Source organism: Pseudomonas tehranensis (assembly GCF_014268615.1).
Classification (GTDB): Bacteria; Pseudomonadota; Gammaproteobacteria; order Pseudomonadales; family Pseudomonadaceae; genus Aquipseudomonas; species Aquipseudomonas tehranensis.
The window spans coordinates 1-2,542 of record NZ_JABWQV010000412.1; the positions used below are offsets into that span (position 1 = coordinate 1).

3 protein-coding genes are annotated in these 2,542 nt (G+C 63.8%); all 3 read left to right on the forward strand.

The genetic code is table 11. From position 1 onward, the window contains the following. Positions 1–62 precede the first annotated feature (62 nt). The 3 genes from dapE to HU811_RS26580 all read left to right on the forward strand — a co-directional run bounded on the left by dapE (position 63) and on the right by HU811_RS26580 (position 2,484). Positions 63–1,214, forward strand: a complete 1,152-nt coding sequence (gene dapE / locus HU811_RS26570) for a succinyl-diaminopimelate desuccinylase (protein WP_186659046.1) — start codon at positions 63–65, stop codon at positions 1,212–1,214. Then, entirely contained in the window at positions 1,214–2,023 is an 810-nt protein-coding gene (locus tag HU811_RS26575) for a putative RNA methyltransferase (RefSeq protein ID WP_092401249.1), read from the forward strand. The genes dapE and HU811_RS26575 overlap by 1 nt, the downstream gene beginning before the upstream one ends. A gap of 83 nt (positions 2,024–2,106) precedes the next feature. Further along, entirely contained in the window at positions 2,107–2,484 is a 378-nt protein-coding gene (locus HU811_RS26580; RefSeq protein WP_063322778.1) for a hypothetical protein, read from the forward strand. Positions 2,485–2,542: the final 58 nt, after the last annotated feature.

The window sequence follows — 2,542 nt, forward strand, 5'->3', positions numbered from 1 at the left end:
CCTTCGCGAGCAAGCCCGCTCCCACAGGTCCGCGCCTTTATTCCATGCTTTCGGAGTTCTCCATGACGGCCCACGCCGACCTCTCGCCGACCCTGCAACTCGCCTGCGACCTGATCCGCCGTCCGTCCGTGACGCCGGTGGATGCCGATTGCCAGAAACTGATGATGCAGCGCCTGGGCAGCGCGGGCTTTACGCTCGAACCGATGCGCATCGAGGATGTGGATAACTTCTGGGCCAGCCATGGCAAGCATGACGGCCCGGTGCTGTGTTTCGCCGGGCACACCGACGTGGTGCCGACCGGTCCAGTACAGGCCTGGCAGCTCGACCCGTTCGATGCGGTCATCGATGAACACGGCATGCTCTGTGGCCGTGGCGCGGCAGACATGAAAGGCAGCCTGGCGGCGATGGTGGTGGCAGCGGAACGGTTTGTCGCCGACTACCCGGACCACAAGGGCTCGATCACCTTTCTGATCACCAGCGACGAAGAAGGCCCGGCCCACCACGGCACCAAGGCCGTGGTCGAGCGCCTCAAGGCCCGCCAGGAACGCCTGGACTGGTGCATCGTCGGCGAGCCGTCGAGCACCACCCTGGTGGGTGACGTGGTCAAGAACGGCCGCCGTGGCTCCCTCGGCGCCAAACTGACGGTGCGCGGCAAGCAAGGCCACGTGGCCTATCCGCACCTGGCGAAGAACCCCATCCACCTGGCGGCTCCAGCGCTGGCAGAGTTGGCCGCCGAGCACTGGGACCACGGCAACGATTTCTTCCCGCCCACCAGTTTCCAGATTTCCAACCTCAACTCCGGCACTGGCGCAACCAACGTGATCCCCGGCGACCTGGTGGCGGTGTTCAACTTCCGCTTCTCTACCGAGTCCACCGTCGAAGGCTTGCAAAAACGCGTCTCCGATATCCTCGACAAGCATCAACTGGACTGGCACATCGATTGGGCGTTGTCAGGTCTGCCGTTCCTCACCGAACCGGGCGCGCTGCTGGACGCCGTTTCGTCGAGCATCAAGGACGTCACCGGCCGGGAAACAAAAGCCTCCACCAGCGGTGGCACCTCCGATGGTCGTTTCATCGCCACCATGGGCACCCAAGTGGTGGAACTGGGGCCGGTCAACGCGACCATTCACCAGGTCAACGAACGCGTGCTGGCGGCTGACCTCGACGTGCTGACCGAGATCTACTACAAGACGCTGATCAAGTTGCTCGCCTGATGCTCGCCTGTCCGATCTGCAGTGAACCGCTGAACGCCGTGGACAACGGCGTGGTGTGCCCGGCCGGCCATCGCTTCGACCGCGCGCGGCAGGGTTACCTGAACCTGCTGCCGGTGCAGCACAAGAACAGCCGTGATCCCGGCGATAATCAGGCGATGGTCGAAGCCCGCCGCGACTTCCTCAACGCTGGGCATTACGCCCCTGTCGCCCGGCGTCTGGCCGAACTGGCCGCCGAGCGCGCGCCCAGTCGCTGGCTGGACATCGGCTGTGGCGAGGGCTATTACACCGCACAGATTGCCGACGCCTTGCCGGATGCCGATGGCTACGCCCTGGACATCTCCCGGGAAGCGGTCAAACGCGCCTGCAAACGCGATCCCCGGCTGACCTGGTTGATCGCCAGCATGGCCCGCGTACCGCTGGCGGACGGCTGCTGCCAGTTCCTGGCCAGCGTGTTCAGCCCGCTGGACTGGCAAGAGGCCAAACGCCTGCTCAGCCCCGGTGGCGGCTTGATGAAGGTGGGCCCGACCAGCGGCCACCTGATGGAGTTGCGCGAGCGACTGTACGACGAAGTGCGCCAGTACACCGATGACAAACACCTGGCCCTGGTGCCGGCGGGCATGGTGCTCGATCACAGCGAAACCCTCGAATTCAAGCTCATGCTCACAAGTGCCCAGGACCGCGCCAACCTGTTGGCGATGACGCCCCATGGCTGGCGCGCCAGTGCCGAACGCCGCGCCAGCGTGATCGAGCAGGCCGAGCCGTTCGAGGTCACGGTGTCGATGCGCTACGATTATTTCGTTCTTCAATAACCTTTTGATTCCCGGCCTCGGGCAACCGCCAGAGGCCAGTTAAATCCGCGAATGGATTTTTCAAGACCGCAGTGAGGACATCCATGCGCCAACCCGATATCGAGATTTACCTCAAAGACGCCGACGTCGATCACAAGGCCATTGCCGCCTGGCTCGGCCAGGCCCTGGGCCCGTGCAGCGACTGGGTCCAGAAAGGCCAGACCTACAAGTGCAAGGCCGGCAACATCCCGGTGACCTGGCTGCCCAAGGCCGTGGGCAAATGGAACAGCCTGTACCTGGAAAGCGACCAGACCCCGTGGGAAGACGACATTGCCTGCGCCCGTGCAGCCTTTGCCGCGCTAAACGTCGAAGTGCGCTGCGCGCCCGGCTCGTGGGTGGAAGAAGAAGGTGAAGAATCGGCGGACCGCTGGATTCGCATCAGCGTTGATGGGGAAGAAGAGATTACCTGGAAGACGGCGTGATGCAGCCAGTCCCAATGTAAAGCAGATCCCAATGTGGGAGCGGGCTTGCTCGCGAAAG